Source organism: Pseudoalteromonas sp. PS1M3 (assembly GCF_016865405.1).
GTDB lineage: Bacteria > Pseudomonadota > Gammaproteobacteria > Enterobacterales > Alteromonadaceae > Pseudoalteromonas > Pseudoalteromonas marina.
This window is the reverse complement of record NZ_AP022624.1, coordinates 2,998,791-3,021,454: the sequence shown is the minus strand read 5'-3', so window position 1 is coordinate 3,021,454 and position 22,664 is coordinate 2,998,791. Positions and strand designations below refer to the sequence as shown.

20 protein-coding genes are annotated in these 22,664 nt (G+C 39.9%); 5 read left to right on the top strand and 15 right to left on the bottom strand.

Annotated features, from left to right (window positions below):
* The gene (locus PS1M3_RS14095) at positions 1 to 402 is read left to right on the top strand and encodes a GNAT family N-acetyltransferase (protein WP_008132419.1); all 402 of its coding nucleotides are present in this window, start codon (positions 1 to 3) and stop codon (positions 400 to 402) included.
* 25 nt (positions 403 to 427) lie between these two features.
* The gene (locus PS1M3_RS14090; protein ID WP_203985044.1) at positions 428 to 4,954 is read left to right on the top strand and encodes an EAL domain-containing protein; all 4,527 of its coding nucleotides are present in this window, start codon (positions 428 to 430) and stop codon (positions 4,952 to 4,954) included.
* 124 nt (positions 4,955 to 5,078) lie between these two features.
* Here the strand turns inward: PS1M3_RS14090 and PS1M3_RS14085 are convergent, their stop codons facing one another.
* Positions 5,079 to 7,748 carry a bifunctional acetate--CoA ligase family protein/GNAT family N-acetyltransferase gene (locus tag PS1M3_RS14085; protein WP_203985039.1) on the bottom strand — a complete coding sequence of 890 codons (2,670 nt, stop codon included), beginning with the start codon at positions 7,746 to 7,748 and terminating at the stop codon, positions 5,079 to 5,081.
* A 113-nt stretch (positions 7,749 to 7,861) separates the two neighbouring features.
* Here PS1M3_RS14085 and PS1M3_RS14080 point away from each other — a divergent pair, with 113 nt between their 5' ends.
* A complete protein-coding gene (locus tag PS1M3_RS14080; protein ID WP_010556584.1) occupies positions 7,862 to 8,578 on the top strand; it encodes an SIMPL domain-containing protein in 717 nt (238 codons plus the stop codon).
* 135 nt (positions 8,579 to 8,713) lie between these two features.
* Here PS1M3_RS14080 and PS1M3_RS14075 read toward each other — a convergent pair whose 3' ends face one another.
* From PS1M3_RS14075 to PS1M3_RS14040, 8 genes are all read right to left on the bottom strand, one after another.
* Positions 8,714 to 9,382, bottom strand: coding sequence for a hypothetical protein (locus PS1M3_RS14075; RefSeq protein WP_203985037.1), 669 nt, complete (start codon positions 9,380 to 9,382; stop codon positions 8,714 to 8,716).
* Between the two features lie 114 nt (positions 9,383 to 9,496).
* Positions 9,497 to 11,329, bottom strand: a complete 1,833-nt coding sequence (locus tag PS1M3_RS14070) for a DUF885 family protein (RefSeq protein ID WP_006793198.1) — start codon at positions 11,327 to 11,329, stop codon at positions 9,497 to 9,499.
* An 85-nt stretch (positions 11,330 to 11,414) separates the two neighbouring features.
* Entirely contained in the window at positions 11,415 to 12,551 is a 1,137-nt protein-coding gene (gene hemW, locus PS1M3_RS14065; protein ID WP_008132405.1) for a radical SAM family heme chaperone HemW, read from the bottom strand.
* A complete protein-coding gene (locus tag PS1M3_RS14060) occupies positions 12,548 to 13,147 on the bottom strand; it encodes an XTP/dITP diphosphatase (protein WP_008132404.1) in 600 nt (199 codons plus the stop codon). The genes hemW and PS1M3_RS14060 overlap by 4 nt, the downstream gene beginning before the upstream one ends.
* A 4-nt stretch (positions 13,148 to 13,151) precedes the next feature.
* Positions 13,152 to 13,598 carry a DUF4426 domain-containing protein gene (locus tag PS1M3_RS14055; RefSeq protein ID WP_008132403.1) on the bottom strand — a complete coding sequence of 149 codons (447 nt, stop codon included), beginning with the start codon at positions 13,596 to 13,598 and terminating at the stop codon, positions 13,152 to 13,154.
* 59 nt (positions 13,599 to 13,657) lie between these two features.
* On the bottom strand, positions 13,658 to 14,191 hold the full coding sequence (locus PS1M3_RS14050) for a YggT family protein (protein ID WP_006793194.1): 534 nt from the start codon (positions 14,189 to 14,191) through the stop codon (positions 13,658 to 13,660).
* A 27-nt stretch (positions 14,192 to 14,218) separates the two neighbouring features.
* Positions 14,219 to 15,040, bottom strand: a complete 822-nt coding sequence (gene proC, locus PS1M3_RS14045; protein ID WP_008132402.1) for a pyrroline-5-carboxylate reductase — start codon at positions 15,038 to 15,040, stop codon at positions 14,219 to 14,221.
* 17 nt (positions 15,041 to 15,057) lie between these two features.
* Positions 15,058 to 15,771 carry a YggS family pyridoxal phosphate-dependent enzyme gene (locus PS1M3_RS14040; protein WP_008132401.1) on the bottom strand — a complete coding sequence of 238 codons (714 nt, stop codon included), beginning with the start codon at positions 15,769 to 15,771 and terminating at the stop codon, positions 15,058 to 15,060.
* 2 nt (positions 15,772 to 15,773) lie between these two features.
* Here PS1M3_RS14040 and PS1M3_RS14035 point away from each other — a divergent pair, with 2 nt between their 5' ends.
* Positions 15,774 to 16,814: a type IV pilus twitching motility protein PilT gene (locus tag PS1M3_RS14035; protein WP_006793191.1), complete on the top strand. Its 1,041-nt coding sequence runs from the start codon at positions 15,774 to 15,776 to the stop codon at positions 16,812 to 16,814.
* A 9-nt stretch (positions 16,815 to 16,823) separates the two neighbouring features.
* A complete protein-coding gene (locus PS1M3_RS14030; protein WP_203985029.1) occupies positions 16,824 to 17,954 on the top strand; it encodes a PilT/PilU family type 4a pilus ATPase in 1,131 nt (376 codons plus the stop codon).
* A 73-nt stretch (positions 17,955 to 18,027) separates the two neighbouring features.
* Here the strand turns inward: PS1M3_RS14030 and ruvX are convergent, their stop codons facing one another.
* The 6 genes from ruvX to PS1M3_RS14000 all read right to left on the bottom strand — a co-directional run bounded on the left by ruvX (position 18,028) and on the right by PS1M3_RS14000 (position 22,613).
* Entirely contained in the window at positions 18,028 to 18,477 is a 450-nt protein-coding gene (gene ruvX / locus PS1M3_RS14025) for a Holliday junction resolvase RuvX (RefSeq protein ID WP_006793189.1), read from the bottom strand.
* Positions 18,478 to 18,605: 128 nt separating this feature from the next.
* The gene (locus PS1M3_RS14020; RefSeq protein ID WP_008132397.1) at positions 18,606 to 19,163 is read right to left on the bottom strand and encodes a YqgE/AlgH family protein; all 558 of its coding nucleotides are present in this window, start codon (positions 19,161 to 19,163) and stop codon (positions 18,606 to 18,608) included.
* Between the two features lie 170 nt (positions 19,164 to 19,333).
* The gene (gshB, locus tag PS1M3_RS14015) at positions 19,334 to 20,284 is read right to left on the bottom strand and encodes a glutathione synthase (protein ID WP_008132396.1); all 951 of its coding nucleotides are present in this window, start codon (positions 20,282 to 20,284) and stop codon (positions 19,334 to 19,336) included.
* Between the two features lie 76 nt (positions 20,285 to 20,360).
* Positions 20,361 to 21,095 (bottom strand): 16S rRNA (uracil(1498)-N(3))-methyltransferase, encoded by a 735-nt coding sequence (gene rsmE / locus PS1M3_RS14010; protein ID WP_008132394.1) that lies wholly within the window; start codon positions 21,093 to 21,095, stop codon positions 20,361 to 20,363.
* 74 nt (positions 21,096 to 21,169) lie between these two features.
* On the bottom strand, positions 21,170 to 21,646 hold the full coding sequence (locus PS1M3_RS14005; RefSeq protein ID WP_006793185.1) for a hypothetical protein: 477 nt from the start codon (positions 21,644 to 21,646) through the stop codon (positions 21,170 to 21,172).
* 73 nt (positions 21,647 to 21,719) lie between these two features.
* Complete coding sequence (locus tag PS1M3_RS14000) at positions 21,720 to 22,613, bottom strand: hypothetical protein (protein ID WP_006793184.1); 894 nt, start codon at positions 22,611 to 22,613, stop codon at positions 21,720 to 21,722.
* Positions 22,614 to 22,664: the final 51 nt, after the last annotated feature.

Genomic DNA, 22,664 nt, shown 5'->3' with positions numbered 1-22,664 from the left:
ATGTATACCACCCAATTATTAGATAAAGTAAAAACACCCTTAGTAAATAAATTTTACAAACTACATGGGGCTAGCGGGCGCGCTAATAAGCAAGATCAAGTATGGGTTATATACTTAGATGAGCAAATAGTGGCTGCATGTAGGGTGCAACATAAATCCAATTTTTTGTTTTTATCCACGGTTTATGTTGCTAAAGAACATCGCTCAAAAGGGCTGGCAAAGCAATTAATAACTGATCTTTTGAAGCATCAACACATGCATGTTTATACCTTTGCATTTAAAAACATAGTCGATTTATACCTCAGTATTGGTTTTAACCAAGTGTTAACATATACTGCTGATCTACACGTACTTTTTGATATGTATAAGCACCGTAATATTGTCGCACTAGAGTACCCATAAAAATAAAAAACCATATGGAATGACCATGAGTAAGGGCGTTAATTGGATTTTAAGTTGCTGCTTAGTTTTAATAACTATAGTGAGTTGCCAGGCTGGTGCACAAGTTAAGCGTTTATCACCCAGTGAAGGCCTATCACAAAGCTACGTTAATACCATACTCATCGATAACAACGGGTATTTGTGGCTTTCTACCGAAGGGGGGTTAAACCGTTACGATGGGTATCAAGTAACCCCGATTAATGGCCCAAATGGAGAGCTAGAAGAAGCAATTATTGACAGAATATACCAAGACATAGACGGTTATATTTGGATTGCCTCATTACTCGAGGGCCTGTTTAGATATGATCCAGCCACTGATACTTACAAGCAATTTTTAAGTCCTCCAAGCAACGAAGAGCAAATTTTTAATCAATCAGTATTTACCATGCTAGCGGCTGATTCAAAATCACTGTGGATTGGACGAGGTCGAGATTTTGCGAAGCTCGATATTCAAAGCGGTGTGATTGAATCTGTTTTTGAGCTGCCTAAAGAATACAAAAATACATTAGTAAGAAGCTTGTTTCATTATAACGGTTACATTTTTATAGCGACCTCTCACGGTGCTTACGTTCATGATATTGCTAATGATCTAACTCGTCCATTACAGCATTTAAAAGGTGAGGCGGCGCATGTTTACCAAAATAATGTTAAGTCGTTTGAGCTGGGTGAAAATAACCAGTTATTAGTCGGCACGGTCAAAGGTATGTATCAGGTTGATATTAGTGATTTACCAAGCATGTTTGAACGTCCCGATATTGCATTCAAAAATAAAGTGCTACTTGCCGACCTAAATGTGTGGAAAATAGAGTACAACCAAGGTGAAATCGATCTTGCGACAGACAAAGGGTTATTCAAATTTGATTTAAACAGTGGTGAGTTAATAAAAAATACACGAATCACTCAAAGTAAATATACCTTAGCCGACACCAGCATTATTGATATGGCCAAAGATAAGTCTGGTGGCGTATGGGTGGCCACAAAAAGTGATGGTGCCTTTTATCTATCAAAAGATACGTATCATTTTAACAATGTTGATGGCAGTGTGCTGGGTGGCGCAGGTTTATCTCACCATTCAATATGGGGAATAACCGAATTTAACGAAAAGCTTTGGCTTGCAACCAATAATGGCTTAACTGAGGTTGATTTAAAAACCAATACCAGCAAAGTATATTTAAAAGATTATAAAGCTGACGCTTACACACGTGAGTTTAGCGTTTGGCAAATTATGCCCTATAAAAATATGCTTTGGCTTAATACAAATCGAGGCTTGTATATTTTTGATCCAAATACGTACCAAGTCACTGAACCTAAAACAAAAAATGTGGCAAACCAAGATCATATCTCAGGGTGGGTACACGGTGTTGCTTTAATGCCAAATGGCGATTTATATTTTATGCATCGTGACCATGGCGCGTTTGTTTATAACATAGACACTAAAATTGTGACACGATTGGGCGGTGAATTGGCACAATTTAACCCTTTTTTAGCGCATGGTTTTTTACCCGCTTTACCAAATAAACCTGACTGGCCACTCTTTTTTAATGCCGGTATTTTATATCAATTAAACCCTAACAACCTAGCGTTAGAAATGATTTATAAAGTACCCAAACAACATGAAAACGTTGCAATTAGTGTGCTTTCATACGTAATTGATAATAACAACGTGTTGTGGATCTCTCTTTCTAACTTTGGCTTAATTGGTATTGATTCATCAACGTATGAACACCTTCATACTATTGATCTTGATAAGAATAAATTAGGTACATTACTTTACAGTATGGTGCTTGACGACGACGGTATGATTTGGATGAGTAGCCATAAAGGAATATGGCGTTTAAATCCAGAAACGCTCCACTTTCAGCAGTTTAGTACAGCCGAGGGGCTTTTATCGGCTGAATTTAATAGCTCAGCAATGGCGCAGCTTAACGATGGCCGCATTGTATATGGGGGGTTAAAAGGAATAACGTATTTTCATCCAATGGAAAACCAAAGTTATAAGCCGCTTATAGAGCATGTAAATATAACGCGGGTAAATTTAATGTCCCGAGAGTTATCTCGCGATTTAAGGCAACCTCTGAATGAAGTCGTTTTAAACCACGATGACATTGGTCTTGAAGTGGCTTTTTCTGCAATGGCTTTTAGTAATCAAGAACGTATTATTTATGAGTACCAGCTTGATAACGGGCAAAAAACCTACGCAAGAAATAACAACCGAGTACTATTTCCTAAGTTAAACCCTGGTAGTTATACATTAAAAGTTTGGGCTAAAGACCCCTTAACGGGAATTTTTACCAAGCCAGCTACATTAAAAATAAAGGTTAAATACCCACTTTGGCGTGCGCCTTATTTTATGGTGTTATACGGCGCTTTATTTTTATTTTTTATTGCCATGTGGGTCAGGCGACGTAATAAAATTCAACGTATCTTATTGGCTGCGCATAAAGAAAGTAAAGACAGTGAGTCCCGTTTAAAGCTTGCCCTTGAAGGCAGTGAGTCTGGCGTATGGGATTGGCAGTCAAGTAATCCAAGTATTTATCAGCCTCGTTTAAGTAATGAGCTGGGTTATAAACACGATACTGTAAGCCTTGATGAATACTTGGCTAAAATACACCCGCAAGAAAAACAACTATTTCGTTTAGAGTGGTTAGAGTTTTTGTCGACCGATAAAGGCTACTTTAACTGTACATACCGTGTACGTCATGCCAAAGGTTATTGGCGTTGGTATAAAGACTTTGGCAAAGTGGTTGAGTGGGATGAAAAAACGCCTCAAAAAGTAGCAGGTACATACACTAACATGACCCGTGAAATGGTATTTGAAGAGCACGCACGCTTATTTACTGCTGCATTTGAACAAACTCGTGATTGGGTTTTTATTCTCGATAAAAACTTTAATGTTCGTGCCTCTAATAAATCACTGCAAACCGCTTTTAACTTTGCTGCAGAGCCCATTTCAAGTAGGGCGTTAAAATTAGGTATGTCGCCTAAAAGCCGTGTTGATTACTTACGTATTATGAAAAAGCTCTCAGAAGGGGAGCATTTTTCTTGTGAAGATATGGTGCGCCTTCACAATGGAGAGTCTCGCCATGTGCTAGTTAAAATAAGTGCGGTTGCTGATACAGAACAACGCTTAAGCAGCTACGTGATTATTTTAACGGATATACATGCACAAAAACTGGCAGAAAGTGAACTGCACCAACTCGCTAACTTTGATGTGTTAACCGGCTTACCGAATCGTACGTTGTTTAATGATAGGGTTGAGCATGCCCTTGAGCAAGCCCAAAAGCACTTATGCAAAGCTGCGCTTTTACATATTAATATTAAGCGCTTTAAATATTTTAATGATTCATTAGGCCACGAAGTCGCCGATGAACTTATTAAAAAAGTTGCAGAGCGGTTAAAATGCTCACTACGTTCATCAGACAGTATTGCACGATTTGGTGGTGATGAATTCGTGGTCCTGGTTGAAGATATTCACCAAATAGAAGAAGTATTACTTATTTGTACCAAACTTATGGATTGCGTGAATCAAAATATAAGTATTAACGACCAAGTAGTGAATATTAATTTAAGCATTGGTGTTGCTATTTCTCCTGATGATGCAACACAAAGTGGTGCCTTACTGAAGGCGGCAAACATTGCGCTCTATCATGCCAAAGGTGCGCTTGAAAGTAATTATCAATTTTACAAACAAGAAATGAATCAGCATGTTCAAAAAGCCCTTCATTTAGAATCACAGTTAACAAAAGCCTATCAAGAGCATGAGTTTTGTAATTATTACCAACCTATTATAAATGCTCACACACATCAAACTGAAGGCTTTGAAGTATTACTTCGCTGGCCTGAAAATAAGCGAATCCAAACACAGGAGTTTTCGTTGGCGGCTGAAGGTGTTGGTTTAATAACTAAAATAATGCTACAAACCTTTAACAGAGCATTAAATGAGCTTAACGAATGGCGAAAAGCATCTCCTGATTTGTATTTATCGATTAACTTATCGGCATTAGATTTTGAATTTATAGAGCTTGTGCCAGAGATTAAAAAAGCGCTTATTAATGCTAACGTGCCATCAGAGGCTATTGTATTTGAAATAACAGAATCTATTTTAATGCGTGACTCAAACCTTGCACTGCAAAGTATGAAAAAGCTAAAAGAGTTAGGCTGTAAACTCTATATGGACGACTTTGGTACCGGCTATGCATCGCTAACTTACTTAAAGCGTTTTCCTATAGATGTGCTTAAGATTGATCGAAGTTTTGTTCAAGACATCGGTATTGATTCTGATGATGAGGCAATTATTGAATCAACACTCACATTGGCACACAGTTTAGGCAAAGAGTGTGTGGCTGAGGGCGTTGAAAGCCTGCAGCAGCTTCTGTTTTTAACCGCGTTAGGGTGCAAGCATTTTCAGGGCTATTTATTTAGTAAGCCTGTTCCAAGTGAAGATGTACCAGCGCTCATAGTACGTGACTGGCAAGATATTTTTAGTAGTAACCTACACGCAGATCATAGATAAGCGGTCATAAATATCAAAAATAGTGTTATTAGTCCTTTTAAGCACAGTGCACGTTAAGTTGCAATATTATAGCGCCTTACTGGTTTTAGGCGCTCTGAACATAACGTAAGTTATTGGGCTGAGTTTATTTTGTGTTGAGCACCATGTTAATGCTGCCTTCTTCAAAATCGCGGCTTACTTTAAAGCCCAACTTGCGGGCAAGTTCAATCATACCTGTGTTTTCTGGTAGTGTTATACCTTCAATCCATTCAACGCCTTGGCGTTTACAATGGTTAATTGCAGCATTCATTAAAATTCGACCTAGCCCTAAGCCCTGGCAATCAGAACGAACCACAATAGCAAACTCAGCATGCACGTTGTCGGGATCCATAATCACACGCGACACCCCTAAGGTACGTGTTTTTCCCTCTAAGCGTTGGCAAACAATAAACGCCATTTCTCGGTCGTAATCAATTTGAGTCATTTTAGCAAGTTGATCGTGGTTAAATTGAGGTAACTCGCCAAAAAAGCGTTTGTAACGATCTTCTTTATTGAGTGATTGATCAAATGCCTTGTGGGCTTGTTCATCTTCAGGTTTTATTGGCCTAAGCGTTGCTTGAGTATTATTTTTTAGCGTTACTATTTCTACAAGATCTATAGGGTAGGGGCGAATACATAACCGTTTGCGGTTACTTTTTGACTGGTATCGATTTAGCGTTATGGTGGCATCAAGTACTAAAAATTGCCCGTTACTTGCAAGTATTGGGTTAAGTTCCATTGCGCTAATATCTGGTTGATCCACAACGAGCTGTGAAATACGCGTGAGCAACGCACATAAACGATATTTGTCGACCTTTTCAGGTAAAATGCGATCTTTTAATACGCCTTTATCATGTGCGGCAGCAATTAAATATTTAGCCAAGTTCATATTAAGGGGAGGGAGGGCTACTGCCGCTTGAGCGTACTCAAGCCCTGTACCTGCCTCACCAAGTAAAATAACGGGGCCAAAATTAGGCTCTGTTTTAATTGCAATCCGCAGCTCGTTTGCACCTGCACGCGGTGCCATTTTTTGGAGTGAAAACCCATCAATAGTGGCATCCGGATAAGTGTTTTTAATACGAATAAGCATCGCAAATGCGGTTTGCTCAACTTCATTGGCATCGTTTAGATTTAAAACCACGCCGCCGACTTCAGACTTAGAAGCAATACTTGGGCTTATAAGCTTAAGCGCAACGGGAAAACCAAGCTCTATTGCTTGTTCTTTTGCTTCAGTAGGTGTGTACGCCACTTTAGTTTCAATACATTCAACACCATAGTGGCTTAGTACTTGGCTTGCATTGTGAGTGGGTAGATAGGTTTGTTCTTCATCTAAATATTCAGTTATTAACGTTGTGGCAGCAGCTTTGTTTATTTTTGCATCGTCAGTGTTAGACTCTGGCGTTTGCGTTAAATGTTTTTGGTTTCGACGATACGACACCAAGTGCATAAACGCACCGACAGCGCCTTCAGGTGTTCGATAAGTAGGAATTGCATTATTAGCGCATATTTTTCTGGCTGCAAATGAAGCATCTTCACCCATAAAGTTGGTAAACACATAAGGGCGAGCCATTTTGGGCAACGTTTGCAGCGCTTGAACAATAACACTGGCATAGTCTTCACTTGGAGCCAGTGCCGATGGGGTATGTATTATCAATAAGTTTTTTACTTCTTTTGCATGCAATAATATTTCTAATGCTTGTTTGTAACGCGCTGGTGCCGAGTCACCAAAAATATCAATCGGGTTGGAGGTTGCTTCCGAGCGGGGAATAACGTGATTAAGCGCACTGCGTGTTTCACTACTAAGCGCCGCTAATTTCCCAGAACGTTGAATTAGCTCATCAACCGCCATAACACCCGGGCCTCCACCATTTGTTAAAATAGTGAGCTGTTCAACTTGCAATAATTTTGGGTGCATGGCGAGCGTTTGTGTTGCAGCAAATAGCTCTCGTAGGTCGTTAACGCGCAGCATACCCGCACGTTGAAATAACGCATCGTATACGGCATCAGAGCTTTGTTTTCCACCGGAATGGATCTCTGCAGCAAGAGCGCCAGCATTTGTCTTTCCAGTTTTTATGGCAATAACAGGTTTACTAAATGCAGCCGCTCTTGCGGCCGAAATAAAGCCACGGATGTCTTCAATATTATCAATATAAAGTAAAATAGCTTTAGTTTTTGAATCACGCCCTAAAAAGTCGAGCAGCTCATCAAAATCAATATCTAAACACCCCCCCACAGATACAAAGTACGAAAAGCCAATATCTTTATTTTTAGCCCAATCTAATATGGTTGAACATACCGCTGCAGATTGCGACACAAAGGCAATTTTACCTGGGCTTGCCACTGTATGAGAAAAGCTGGCATTTAAGCCAATATGGGGAATTAATAGCCCTAAGCTATTAGGGCCTAATAAAGTAACGTGGTGTTTATGGGCGCATGCTTTTAGCGCACTTTTTTGATCGTTCGTTAAGCCATCGGCAATGATAATAGCGCTTTTACAGCCCAGCTCGCCTAGTTGGCTAATAATGTCGAACAGGGTATTTTTATTGGTACAAATAACGGCAAGGTCAGGCACTTTAGGTAGATCATTAATACACGGGTATGCAAGTACGCCATGAACAGCGCTATAGCTTGGCGTTACAGGCATGATTGGTCCTTTAAAACCGCCTTGTAATAAATTACGCATAACGACAAAACCGGCACGAGAGGCATTATTTGACGCGCCTATCACTGCCACTGAGCTTGGGTTAAAAAACTGACTAATTCGCTTTAGGCTCATTGCGTTTCCTTAGCTTTTAAATTTTGCGTTATACATTGTCTCAATGTACCCTGTTTAACAGGTTATTTCGAGTTTATAGATACGTATTATTGATATCAATCAAGGAGTGTACTGTGATTAAAACACCTGGTTTTCACACTGTGCTGGCGGCTATTTTTTTAAGCCTAGGCTTAATTAGCTTAGGGTTTATTTTAAAAAGTGCAGCACTAAATGTAAAAGAAATGGAGCGTACAGTACAAGTTAAAGGATTAGCAGAGCAAGAGGTGATTGCCGATACTGTTATATGGCCTTTGCAATTTAGCGATGCAGATAACGACCTTGAAAAGTTGGTAAATAGGGTTGAGAAAAAAAACGCAGCCGTGATCGCATTTTTAAAACTGCATGGTTTTGATGACGCCGAAATATCACTTGGTAGTCAATCTATTGTTGATAAGCAGGCGCGCGAGTACGGCAATGAAAATCAGCAATTTAGGTACATTGTTCGTTCAAATATGACCGTTTATTCTAGCGCTGTAGACAAGGTGCAAAATGCGCTGAGCAAAGTAAGCCAATTAGCTAAACAAAATATTGCCATAGTACAAGATAGTTACGAAACACGTGTTGAGTATATTTTTACAGGGCTAAACGATGTGAAACCGGCCATGGTTCAACAAGCAACTGAAAAAGCCCGCGAAGTGGCTAACAAGTTTGCTAGGGATTCCAATTCAAAACTAGGAAAAATAAAAACAGCTCGCCAAGGGCAGTTTAGTATTACTAATCGCGATTCAAATACACCACAAATAAAAAACGTAAGAGTAGTAACCACTGTTGAATACTACTTAAACGACTAGGATCTATTTATTATTCTAGGTTAAATTTATAGCGGTGTGTTTAGTATTTATGTAACTCATTAGGTTACAAATCTCGTACCTTGGTAAAATAGTTACTCGATTGGCCAACGCTTAATCTATCAAGGTTTTCACGACCTAAACCGCTTTAACTAAATGTGCAACTTGCGCGGTTGAACGTTGCAGGTAAGCAGCACTAAGTAAAATACTGGTTTCGTTAAGATCTGTTCCTTTTAATATATTTGCCAACTGCTGTTTAGCTGTTGGGTTCTGTTTTTGTTCTATTTCCATCAAGGCTAACAGTGCCGAAAATTCATGCTTTACCGGCGTGCTTGGTTTATTTGCATACGCAATGTAACAAGCAACAGGTGTTAGGCCACGAGCATTGGGTTGAGCAAGCGCTTTTACTAAGTCATCGTTAGATTCAAATAACATTAATGAGCGCACATAATTAAACGCCAGCTTTTGGGCATTAGCGTGTTTAAATACAGTGTGCAACACATTATTTCCTTGGGTATCTTGTGCCAAGAAGCCCTTATTTTCTCTAAGCGCCGGAGTAAAAAACGTCAAGGCATCTGTGGTTGTTAACTGATTGATAAAAGGTGCAGGTGGGGTATTGCTTGTTAAAATACGTGTTGCTACATTTTGCATAAAATCGTACTTAATACTCATGCGCAAAGCGCTTTCGTACAGATGATTAAGCTGCTGTGTTTGTTGTGCTTGGTTTAACTGCTTAAAGTCATTATCAAGTTCATTTAATTGATGCTTTGAAATACGTGCGTTAAGTAACTGTATGCATAACTCCATAATTTTTGCGCCTCTTAAATACCTTTTTGTTTAGCTTAACCTATTATTGCCAATTGGTACAAAATACAAAAAAGGTCGCATAAGCGACCTTTTAGTTAGCTTTATAAATTGGGATTAAGCTTTTTTGCTTGCTACCCATTCATTTACAAAGTTTTCTAGTACGTTAAGTGGTACAGGGCCATTTTTTAGCACTACATCGTGGAACTGACGAATATCAAACTTGTCGCCAAGTTGCTTTTTAGCGTCTTCACGTAGTTCTAAAATTTTCAACATACCTACTTTGTAAGCCGTTGCTTGCGAAGGCATTACAATGTGACGTTCAACCATTTTAACGCCGTCAGAAGTGGCATTAGGGGTGTTATTCACGTAGTAATCAATCCCTTCTTGGCGAGTCCACTTCATTGCGTGAATACCGGTATCAACCACTAAACGGCACGCGCGCCATAATTCCATAGAAAGACGACCAAAGTCTGAGTATGGGTCTGAGTACATACCCATTTCTTTAGGTACAAGCTCAGAGTATAAACCCCAACCTTCAATGTAGGCTGTGTAGCCGCCAAATTTACGGAACTTAGGCACACCTTCTAGTTCTTGCGAAATAGCTATTTGCATGTGGTGACCCGGAATACCTTCATGGTAAGCCAGTGCTTCCATTTGGTACGTTGGCATCGCTTCCATGTCGTAAAGGTTTGCGTAGTAAATACCTGGGCGTGAACCATCTGGCGCAGGCTGTTGGTAAAATGCTTTACCCGCCGCTTTTTCACGGAAAGCTTCAACTGCTTTTACTTTAAGGTCGGCTTTTGGCTTAACAATAAATAGCTCATCAAGACGCACTTTCATTGTGTCGATCATAGCTGTTGCTTCGTCAAGGTAGCGCTGTTTACCCTCTGCTGTATTTGGGTAGTAAAATTGCTTATCAGTTTTCATAAACTGCATAAACGCTTTTAAATCGCCTTTAAAGCCTACTTTATCTTTAATTTCACGCATTTCGTCATGTATACGGCTTACTTCTGATAGGCCAATTGCATGAATTTCTTTTGCAGTTAAATCAGTGGTGGTTGTGCGTTTAAGTGCATTATTGTAAAAGGTATTACCTTCAGGTAATTTCCAAGCACCATCACGGTCGTCAGCACGTTTTTCAAGTTGTGCTAGGTAGTTAATAAGCTTTGAGTAAGCTGGTTTAACTGCCGATTTTAACGCGTCAGTTGCCTCATTGATAAGTGCATCTTTCTCGTCTTGGCTGATTTCAAGTGCCGTTACTTTGCGTTTAAAGTCTGCTAAAAGTGTTGAATCGTCACCTTTTTCAAATGGTGCACCTTGAATAATGTTTTTGCTTGAATCAATAACATGTGGAAACACAAACTTAGGCGCTATAATGCCTTTGTCTGCTCGTGTTTCTAAGTCAGTTACTAATTGGTCAAATACCGTAGGCACCCCATTTAAACGCGAAATATAGTCTTTTGCTTCTTTAACATTACTAATTGAATGTTGGTTTATTAAAAATGCAGGCACCATAGAGTGTGTACCAAACATTTGGTTTACCGGGTAGTTGTGGTAACGCCATTTAAAGTCAGCAATTGAGCTTTCTAAGTCTTGTTTTTTTAAGTCGTAGCTTACTTTAGTTGCATCGTCTAGCAGGTCGCGGTTAATCGCGTTTAGGGCAACTAAGTCGGCTTTAGTTTCAGCGAGGTCTTTGAGTTTTTGCTCTTCGCTGCCGTCATCCCACTTATCGTAATCTTTTTTAATACCCATGTAAGTTTGGTAAACCGGGCTGCTCATCACATCACGGTTAAAGGTATCTTCAAAAAACGCATTGGCTTTGTCAATTTCGCTTTGTACAGGTTGCGCTTGTACAATTGGAGTGGTTACAGATTGTTGTGGTGCTTGTTGGCAACCAGCAAGGAGTGCAACACTCACAGCTGCTGCAATAAAGGTAAGTTTACGCATTGTTTTCCCTTTTGTTGTTAGAAACCCATTAGGGTATTTTAATTTTTCATGTATTCGCTTTACATGACGTATAACGCCCAATGCATTATACGAACAATTCTAGCAGGTCATTTAAAAAGCGATGCCCTTTAAGGCTCACTTGCCAGTGACCGTCTTTTTCTATTAATAAACCGGTGTTTATGGCTTTATTTAAAGCTGCTTGTTGGCTTTGCAATGGCTGATTAGTCAGCGCACTGTAGTCTTCAATCGGGCATGGCTCTGCAAGGCGAAAGCGATTCATAAAAAACTCGAAAGCCAAATCGTCTTGCTCAACGTGCCAGCTTTTATACAAATAAGGCTTTACCATATCCATGTAGCCACGGGGATGTTTGACCTTTTCAGTTCGGGTAATTATGCCGGTTTTTGCATTGGTAACCTTACCATGAGCACCACAGCCAATCCCCAGATAATCGCCAAACCGCCAATAATTTAGGTTATGTTGGCATTGATAGCCCGGTTTTGCATACCCTGAAATTTCGTATTGTATATAACCTGCTTCTGCAAGTAGTGCTTGGCCTTGTTCTTGAATATCCCACAGAGTTTCATCTTGAGGAAGTGTTGGCGGTTTAGATGCAAACTGAGTATTAGGCTCTATGGTAAGTTGGTACCACGAAATATGTGGCGGATCGAGGGCAATAATTTGCTTTAAATCACTTAATGCATCGTCTAAGGTTTGCCCTGGTAAGCCGTGCATTAAATCAAGATTAAAGCTATTTAAACCAGCTTCTTTGGCTTGCTCTGCTGCATAGGTTGCCTCGTTAGCACCATGAATGCGGCCAAGCGCTTTTAACTTGTCGCTTTGCAGGCTCTGTATGCCAATTGAAATGCGGTTTATACCTGCTTTCACATACTCTTTAAATCGGCCCGTTTCTACTGTGCCTGGGTTTGCTTCGAGGGTTATTTCACAATTATCGGCAAGGCCTATAAGGCTATCTACTTCGCTTAGTAGGCGTGTATAAGCATCACCGGTCAATAAACTTGGGGTACCGCCACCAATAAATATACTGTGAATTTTTCGCCCTTGGACTAAGTGTAAGTCGGCTTTTAAATCGTCTATTAAATGCTGAACATATTCAGCTTCAGGAATGTCGCCTTTTTGCCCGTGGCTATTAAAGTCGCAATAAGGGCATTTTTGCACGCACCAAGGTACGTGCACATATAAACTTAGAGGAGGAAGAGTCACAGGCCGCCTTTTAGTTGTAGCTTATTTAGCAAAGCCTGTAGTGCTTGACCGCGATGGCTCACAGCATTTTTTTGCTCTTTGGTTAACTCGGCGCTGGTACAGTTTTGCTCTTCAACAAAAAATACCGGGTCGTAACCAAACCCGCCTTCGCCATGTTGGGTTTGTGTAATTTCGCCTTCCCAGCTTGCGCTGCAAATAAGCGGGGTAGGGTCATCGGCGTGGCGCATTAATACTAATACACACCAAAAACGCGCTTTACGATTTGGGTTATTACCTAAATCATTCAGTAGTTTATCTATGTTGTCTTGATCGCTTGCGCTCTCACCAGCAAAGCGAGCAGAGTAAACCCCCGGTGCACCATTTAAACCATCAACCTCTAAGCCGGAATCATCAGCTATGGCTGGCATACCCGTAATTTTAGCTGCATGACGGGCTTTAATAATAGCATTTTCAACAAAGGTAGTACCTGTTTCGGCTACTTCACTAACGTTAAAATCACTTTGTGGAACTACATTAATATTAAGTGGGCTTAACATGTTGGCCAGCTCACTTACTTTGCCAGGGTTACCTGTGGCAAGGACTAAAGTTTTGTTCATAATATTATTTATCTACGTAAAATTTTTGCTGAAATTGCAGTGTTTGAAATTGATTACTTTGCTGTATTTCAATTTCAAAGCGCAGTATTTCTTCGTTTGTAAAATCGACTTGGGCAAGGTAATAAATCGACTCGCCTTCAATTACTTCTTTAAAGTTAAGCGTTTGTTTGTTGCCAAGTAGGTTTCTGGCTGTGCCAGATAACTTGGCCTTTTGAGCTGTATTGCCTGTATTGTTTTTTAACACAGAAATATTAACAATCCCTTTATATCCACTGCGCTCAAGCCCATAAGCCTTGGCAATTTGTGGCTGAATAAAGGTTGATGGAAAAGCAATGTAATGTACTTGCCACGGGCCAAGTTCTTTATATTGCCCGCCCAATGTTTGTTCGCTGTGTGCGTTAAATGCGAATGTTAAACAAGCAATAAAACAAAATTTAATTAACCGATTCATTGTTCACTCCAAAAATATAAAAAAGAGGCCATAAGGCCTCTTTTACTTAAAACAAAGGCTTAAGCTAAAAAGTCCATTAACAGCATTTGCAAAAACTGAATACCAATAATTAATACAAGTACTGATAAATCTAACCCACCCATTGGTGGAATAATTTTACGAAGTGGCTTGAGCATTGGCTCAGTAAGCTGGTGGAAAACCGCTTCAATAGGGTTGTAGCCTTGGCTTACCCAGCTGAGAATTGCGCGGATAATTAATACCCAAAATACTAAGTTTAAGCCTTCTTTTATTACGGTAATTAGAGCTTGAATAAACACGGGTTGCGCAGCCCATGCGCCGTAAATTACCAACATTAAAGTACTAATTTTGGCAATAGCTACAATAAATGCCAGCAATAGTGAGGCTAAATCAAGCCCACCTAACCCGGGTATAATTTTACGTAAAGGGTTGACTGCAAACGACGTTGCTTTAACCACAAACTGGCTCATTGGGTTGTAAAAATCGGCTTTTGCCCACTGTAGCCAAAAACGCAGTAGTACCACCATTAAAAACAAATCAAACAGAGTACTGATCAAAAATTGCATGGCATTCATAGTGTAACCTTTAATAGTAAAGTAGTTTTAAAGTTCTTTTTCCATTTGCATCGCTCGAGCAATACACGCATCCATCGCATCGCCAACGGTTTTAGTTAAGCCTTCGTCTTTTAAATGCTCAACTGCGGCATGTGTAGTGCCGCCTTTAGATGTTACGTTTGCGCGTAGCTGAGAAATGCTAATTTCTGGTTGGCTTAACGCCATTTCGGCAGCGCCAAGTGCTGTTTGTTGTACTAAACGACGAGCATCTTCATCATTAAAGCCAAGCGCTTTTGCTTTTTCTTCAATGGCTTCCATAAATAAGAAAAAGTAAGCTGGTGATGAACCTGTTACTGCAATGATATCGTTAATTTGCGCTTCTTGTTCGACCCACACCACAATACCTGTGCACTCAAATACTTGTTGAACAAATTCATGTTCTTGTTGCGTTTCGCCAGCGCCAAATAAGCCAGACACGCCACGCCCTAATAAAGACGGTGTATTAGGCATGCAACGTACAATTTTTACATCTTTCCCTAACATTTCGCGCAAGCGGCTTATTGTTAAACCAGCAGCTACTGAGATAAAGAGTTTATCACTGAAATCGATGCCAGACTCTTGAAACGATTTACATAAATCGCCCATCATTTGCGGCTTTACAGACAAAACAATTACATCAGCATCGCGTAGGGCTTCGTTATTGTCACTGGTGGTTTGCACCTTGAAATCGGCTGCTACCTTTGCAAGCTTTTCTTGGTTGCGGTTAGTCGCAATGATGTTGTTTGCGTCAAAGCCGTTTTTTACCATGCCACCAATAATAGCGTAGCTCATGTTACCTGTGCCTATAAATGCGATTTTTTTATCTGACATAAATCTGTTTTTACCTTTTAAGTTCGTGTTCCAAAAATGTCTGTTCCGATCCTCACCATAGTTGAGCCTGCACTAATTGCGGCTTCAACGTCATTACTCATACCCATAGATAGAGTGTCTAACTGTGGATATTGGGCCTTTAGTTTATCAAAGCAAGTTTGTAATTGCTCAAAATATTGAGTTTGTGTCGTTGGATCGTCACTTTTTGCAGGAATAGCCATCAAACCACGTAATCTTAACTGATCACATTGGCTAATAAACTCAGCAAGATTTGCGATGTCATCGGGATGACAGCCCGACTTTGCCTCCTCGGCGCTAATATTTACCTGAATAAGTACATTAAGTGGTGGTTTACTGGTTGGGCGCTGAGCGTTGAGGCGCTTGGCTATTTTGATTCGATCGACGCTTTGTACCCAATCAAAATTTTCTGCCACTAAAGCACTTTTATTTGACTGGATAGGGCCAATGAAATGCCAAATGATATCGCTATATGTGTGCAGTTGAGCTATTTTATCTACAGCTTCTTGAACATAAGACTCACCAAACTGGCGTTGGCCATAATTGTAGGCAGCAACTATATCGTCGCTAGGTTTGGTTTTAGACACCGCCAGTAAGGTTATTTCATCTTTGCTTCTGTGCGTGTTTTTTGCCGCGTTTGAAATTCTTGCGTAGGCGCAAGTGAGTCGTTCTGCTATTGTAACCATATAATTATCAGCCAGTTGTGGAGTCATAAATGGATATTACCGAATTATTAGCGTTTAGTGTGCAACACAATGCATCCGATTTACATTTATCGTCGGGTGTTTCACCTATGATACGCGTAGATGGTGATGTTCGCCGCATTAATATACCAGCCCTTGCAGATAAAGACGTAAACAGTTTAGTTTACGATATTATGAACGATACTCAGCGCAAAGATTACGAACAAAACCTTGAGGTGGATTTTTCGTTTGAGGTTCCTAATCTTGCTCGCTTTCGTGTTAATGCCTTTAATTCAAACCGCGGTCCTGCGGCAGTATTTCGTACTATACCGAGTGAAGTATTAACACTTGATGATTTAGGCGCGCCAGATATTTTTAAAACAATATCAGACAACCCGCGTGGGTTAGTGCTTGTTACCGGGCCAACAGGGTCGGGTAAATCAACAACACTTGCGGCCATGGTTGATTACATAAATCAAAATAAGCATCACCATATTTTAACGATTGAAGACCCAATCGAATTTGTTCACGATAACAAGTTAAGCTTAGTTAACCAACGTGAAGTGCATCGTGATACACACAGTTTTTCAAACGCACTACGTAGTGCGCTGCGTGAAGACCCCGATGTTATATTAGTGGGTGAGTTGCGTGATTTAGAAACTATTCGCCTAGCGATGACCGCTGCTGAAACCGGTCATTTAGTGTTTGGTACGTTGCATACAACCTCAGCGCCCAAAACCATTGACCGTATTATTGATGTATTCCCTGGTGAAGAAAAAGCAATGGTACGCTCTATGTTGTCTGAGTCATTGCGTGCGGTTATTTCACAAACACTCCTTAAAAAAATTGGCGGTGGGCGAGTGGCTGCTCATGAAATTATGATTGGTGTACCCGCCATACGTAACTTAATTCGTGAAGACAAAATTGCACAAATGTACTCGTCTATTCAAACGGGGGCATCAATTGGTATGCAAACAATGGATCAATGTTTAACAAACTTAGTTAACCGAGGCATTGTGACCAACACCGCAGCGCAAGCTAAAGCGCAAGACAAAACACAATTTGGTGGTTAAGGAATTATCATGACTTTATCTTTAAACCGTTACTTAATCACTATGATTGAGAAAAAAGGCTCTGATTTATTTGTATCTAGCCGTTTACCTGTTAGTGCAAAAATAAACGGTGAATTAATTCCTTTGGGCGACGACAAACTCACTGACGAAGAGTCTTTACAGTTGATTGAGTCTGCGATGAGCGAAAAGCAAAAAGCGGAGTTTCATGCTACTAAAGAATGTAACTTTGCTATTGCAACCGACGAAGGGCGTTTTCGTATTTCTGCGTTTTGGCAGCGCGATAGAGCAGGTATGGTTATTCGCCGAATTGTGACACAGATCCCCGATGTCAGTGATTTGGGCTTACCTTCTACACTTACCGACGTCATTATGGCTAAGCGCGGTTTAGTTCTGTTTGTTGGTGGAACAGGAACCGGTAAGTCGACCTCATTAGCAGCCTTGATTGGCTACAGAAACCGAAACCAACGGGGTCACATTTTAACAATTGAAGATCCTATTGAGTTTGTTCATGAGCACCGCAAAAGTATTATTACTCAACGCGAAGTAGGGCTCGATACAGATAGTTTTGAGTCGGCGCTCAAAAGCTCATTACGTCAAGCTCCAGATGTTATTTTAATTGGTGAAATACGTTCGCAAGAAACTATGGAATACGCATTAAGCTTTGCTGAAACAGGGCATTTATGTGTGGCTACACTACATGCCAACAATGCTAACCAAGCCATTGACCGTATTATGCATTTGGTACCAAAAGAGAAACATGACAAGCTAAAATACGATCTAGCCCTTAACTTACGTGCCATTGTTGCTCAACAATTAATACCTACCTCAGATGGCGAAGGACGCGTTGCCGCAATAGAGATATTACTTAATTCACCTATGGTGGCAGAGCTGATTAAAAACGGCGATATTGGCGGCATTAAAGAGGCTATGGCTAAATCTAACGATATGGGCATGCAAACCTTCGACCAAGCCCTTTTTGAGTTATACAGGCAGCAACGTATCAACTATGCAGATGCACTGCATCATGCTGACTCACCAAATGACTTACGCTTGATGATTAAACTGCGCAATAACGAACAACAAGGTGCGGGCTTTTTACAAGGTGTAACTATTGATGGAATGGGGGATGACGATAACTAATTAGTTATTGTTATTAAAAAAGCGCGACTTTCCAGCCGCGCTTTTTTAATATTTAACACACCTAATTACAGCGTTACTCACCGTAAAATGATTCAAAAAAACTTTCTAAAATAATTACCGCAGACATATTATCTACATTTCCTTTACCTAAATTTTTATAACCACCTTGCTCAAATAAACGGGCTTTTGCGTCAGCAGTTGTTAGGCGCTCATCTTGTGTTTGTACAGGAATGCCATAGTGATTATGTAACCTGTTAGCAAACTTTTTAGCTTTAAATGTCACCTCTTGTGAAGTGCCATCCATATTAAGCGGTAAACCGACCACCATTAAATCTGGTTGCCATTCGTTTACTTGTACTGCGATATGATCCCAGTTTGGAATACCATCTTGCGCTTTTACGGCCTTAAGGCTTGATGCGCTGCCAGTGAGTTCTTGCCCCACGGCAATACCAATACTTTTAGTGCCAAAATCAAATCCCATTACGGTGCGCTCGCCTTGTGGCTTAAATGTTCTTTTTGTCATTGATAATGTTTTACTTAGGCTGCTTTTCAAGCCGTTATGTTAAAGGTTTACATAAAAAAATTCACTTGTAATAGCGTGTCTATTTCCAAGTGAATTTATATTATGAACTTAATTTAGAAAGGAGATATTTAAGCATGCCCGGCTTCAGGGCTTAGTTGGCCTATATCAAAGCCAAGCATTGAAACGGCTTTTTCCCATCGTTTTTCAGCGGGCGTGTTAAAAATAATGGCCGGATCCGCTTCTATAATTAGCCAGCTGTTATCAAGCAGTTCTTGTTCTAGTTGGCCTTGTTCCCAACCTGCATACCCTAAGGTGATAATAAACTGCTCAGGGGCATGTGCTGTCGTTAAACTTGCTAGCACGTCTTTAGAGGTGGTGATCATAATATCACTACTGAGCTTTTGGCTTGAGGTATACCCGAGCTTAGGGGAGTGAAGCACAAAACCTCTATCTGTTTTAACTGGACCACCTGCAAACACAGCTACTTTAGCTGCTTGTTGGGTTTTGTCGTTATCGATTTCTATTTTATCAAGTAGTTCACCAACGGTTACGTTGATGGGTTGGTTTATCACCAATCCCATTGCCCCATCTTCATTGTGCTCGCAAATATACGTAACAGCACGTTTAAAAAAAGGGTCTTGCATTGACGGCATGGCGATTAAAAAATGATTTTCTAATGACTGCATAGATTTCACCCTTTCAGTTAATGAATTTTGAGTATGGCACAACCCTGTATTTTATAACTAAATAAGTTAACTGATTTTATTAAAATATTAATACAGCAAGTGCTGCATTAATATTTAAACGTTAAACGCATTGCGTTAAGCCAATTTAACTTATTTAACCTGAGGCTAGACTATTTAGCTAATTTTCTCTCAATAGCATCAAAAAGAATACCTGTGATTGATATATCATACGCGGCTTCAATTTCACGCACACACGTAGGTGCTGTTACGTTAATTTCGGTTAGCTTGTCGCCAATAATATCAAGGCCAACAAATACAAGGCCTTTTTCTTTAAGCGTGGGCGCAACGGCCTGTGCAATTCTCATATCTGACTCGCTCAATGGGCGAGCTTCACCACGACCGCCTGCGGCTAGATTTCCGCGAGTTTCACCGTTTTGTGGAATACGCGCTAAGCAGTAGGGAATGACTTCACCGTCAACCACAAGAACGCGTTTATCGCCTTGTGTAATAGCAGGAACATAATTTTGTACCATGGCATAGCGGCTGCCATGCTCGGTTAGGGTCTCGCAAATAACACCTATGTTTGCATCATCTTCTTTTACACGAAAAATAGACGCGCCGCCCATACCGTCAAGTGGCTTTAAAATAATGTCTTTATGCTCAGCTAAAAATTCACGAATTTGTTTTTGGCTGCGCGTAACTAAGGTATCTGGCGTGTGTTCGCTAAACCATGCAGTAAACAGCTTTTCGTTAGCATCACGCAAGCTTTGTGGTTTATTAATAATTAACGTGCCTTCATCTTCAGCGCGCTCTAAAAGATACGTTGCGTAAATGTATTCAGTGTCAAACGGCGGATCTTTGCGCATTAAAATTACATCAAGATCGGCAAGGGCAATGGTGGTTTTTTCTTCTAGTTCGTACCATTTTTCTTCGTTGTTAAATACACGCGCTTTGGCAGCGGTGGCATAAGACTTACCTTTACGAAGTGATAAATCATCCATCTCCATATAGTAAATTTCGTAGCCACGCTCTTGCGCCTGCATCATCATTGCAAAGCCGGTGTCTTTTTTGATGTTAAACCCACTAATAGGATCTGAAATAATACCTAATTTAATTGCCATGCGCTGTGCCTTAATCTATGTGTAATTACTACTAGAGTTTACTAATAGCTTTGATATGAGGGTGTTTTTAGCTATTTCAATTAGCTAAATCACCAAATTGTAGCTGTAATGCACTTAAGACCGTTAAAGCGGCGGTTTCAGTTCGTAAAACACGTGGCCCTAAACGAATATCAACAAATTCTTGTTGTTTAGTTTGTGCCATTTCTTCGTCAGTAAAGCCGCCTTCTGGGCCGACTAAAAACCGAACGCCATCTTTAGGTACAGTAATGGTTTTAATGCTGTGTTCTGCGCGAGGATGAAGCGTGAGCTTTATCGCGTTAGTTGATTGCTCAAGCCACTGTTTTATGTCTATAGGGGGGTGAACAACCGGTACATAATTACGCCCCGACTGCTCGGCTGCCGCAATCGCTATTTTTTGCCATTGTTGATGCTTTTTATCAAGGCGGTCGCCAATGAGCTTTACGCCACAGCGCTGACTAAAAATAGGGGTGATTTCGGTAATACCTAACTCAACTGACTTTTGAATTGTAAAATCCATTTTATCGCCACGCGATACGCATTGGCCTAAGTGAATTTTTAATGGTGATTCTACGTCGTGAGGATTAAATTGCTGTGGCATAACCACTACATTCTTTTTACTCACTTCTATAATTTCACTTAGGTATTCACCACCTTCGCCATTAAAAATAGACACATGTTCGCCTACTTTCATGCGAAGTACTCTGCCTATGTGGCCAGCTGCATCGTCATCGAGTGACACGGGAGTGTTTAGTGTAATAGAAGACGCTTGGTAAATATGAGGAACTCGCATGTGATTTCACTTATAAGTTGGCGATAAAGTTATATACCGCTATGTTAAGTAAGCTGCGAGCTAGGTGCAATTATTTATTGTTTATTAAGTAACTCTGTTAACTCAATAATATCGACTGATGTATCGGCTATGTCGGTATGACAAGATAGGTGGTTTGAAAAGCCTTCGTCTTTTACAGGGCTAAAAGCAAAACCGCTTTCATCTTGAGTGACTAAAAAACGTTTTTCATGCAGTGAGTTATAAATAAAACGTTGTTTTTCATCAGCCAGTAAATAATCGGTTTGATTAAACAATACACCTTTAATATCATGATGTTCATGCAAATAACTGGCAAGCTCAGAAACGCTAATTTCGTTTTCAAAATCGCAATAACAATAATCTTTAATGAGTTCATCAAACATCATTTTAACTAACTGGCGAGTATTAGCACCTGCAATGACTAAGGTACTTGGGGCATCTCGCTTTGCACTATTAAAATAGTGACCAGCAAACGCTCTGCTAAATTCGTTATCTATATCGATTAATAGATAGTTAGTAACTTCAAATGGCATAATGTCCCAGTGCAATTAAGCAAAGTGTTATGTAAGCAAGTTTTGTGTAAGCCCAAGCGAAAAATGTTTAATGTTAAATAGAAAACATGCTAATTAGTAAATAGCCTATTGCACAAAAAACAGCAAATTCAATACAAGCAATACCTATGTTGTCTTGATGATCAACTTCAAGTGCTGCATCAATATTGGGTAGTGATATTTTTTTTACAATAAATGTTAACGCATATAACAGTATCCACATTACACCGCAATGCATTACCAGTGTAAACAGGTTTTCAACCATTTTACCGTTTTGAAACGTAGCACTCGACAAGCCTGCATACGAGGCAAGCGCTAAACCAATTGATTTACCAGCATAGCGAATACCAATAGAGGTATTTTCTAAATTAAAATTACTTTGTAGCGAAGCGCCTTGATTGGCTTTTGCAAAACGATGTTCGCGTATTTTACTATCAAGTGCAAACATACCTTGCAGTAAAAAAAAGCTGACTAACGCGATTAATAAGTTACTGAACCCTTGAGTGTGGGTCCATGTGTAAAGGCCTAAGGTCATAATGAAATTAGCTATTAGCATGCCAGAGTCTACTAAGGCGGCGCATACATTTTGTTTTAAAATAGCCGCTTCTTCGTTAAAACGATGCAAAATCCACTTTCGGTGAATCAAATGTCCCACTTTTATAAATGAAAACAACAGCAACACTAATATTGCTACTTTAAGTGGATTAGATTGTGCGGTACTTACACTTATTTCATCAAATAAAAAGGCAATGGTTGCAATAACAACCGAAATCTCTGAAGCAAAATTGATCCCCATGGCAAAGTTATCATGCTGGGCTAATTCATCTTTAAGCGCTTGTTTTAATTTAATTTGAGTTATTATTCTTAATGAAAAAATAGTTAAGCAAATAACAGCAAAACTAATAGTAATCGCAACAAAACTAGTGTTAGATAAAGATAAATATGACATGGTTGTCCTAATTAGAGTTAACCTTTAAGGTTTTAATCATTCTAGTACGGT